Consider the following 533-nt stretch of genomic DNA (forward strand, 5'->3'; position numbering starts at 1 on the left):
TATTAGGGCTTCTTTTGGTGTAACATTTTCTACTGAGGTTACAGAAAAGCTCACTGGTTTTTCAAAAATATCGGCTTTGCGGTAAACTCCATTGACTTTCCGCTCTAAATAAGGAATTTCATTGCCGGCTCCATCTGTTTGGATAAATCCTATATTATTTTTACTATTCAAAGCCCCATAATTTCCTATAAATTCATTGTATAAGGTATTGAGCTTTGTTCTTTCGTCTGGATAGAGCTTTCTATTTTTGGCTTCTTTGTTGTATAAATCGAAATAACTATCTCGAAGTTCAATATAAGCCATTGCTTTTTTACGCTGAATATGTCCGACTTCAAGCGGAACAAAAGTGGCGGTTCCCTCGTCTTTACTTACATTTCTTAAATACCCTGGTTGTTCATTTTGAATTACTAAAGCATCTTCTCTATAATGACTTAAAATATCCCCTTCAAATGGTGTAGGCTCAAAACTAATAGGAGTTATAGATACACTTTCTGTATCCTTGGTTGAGTTGTTATCACTGGGGTATGAAAAAG

Annotated in this window: 1 pseudogene; it reads right to left on the reverse strand. The window is 34.9% G+C overall.

Annotated features, from left to right (window positions below):
* Nucleotides 1–533, reverse strand: a pseudogene (locus tag VQ048_RS12480) (DNA methylase); the annotation flags it as partial.

This window comes from Bergeyella anatis (assembly GCF_036016955.1).
GTDB lineage: Bacteria > Bacteroidota > Bacteroidia > Flavobacteriales > Weeksellaceae > JAYWXI01.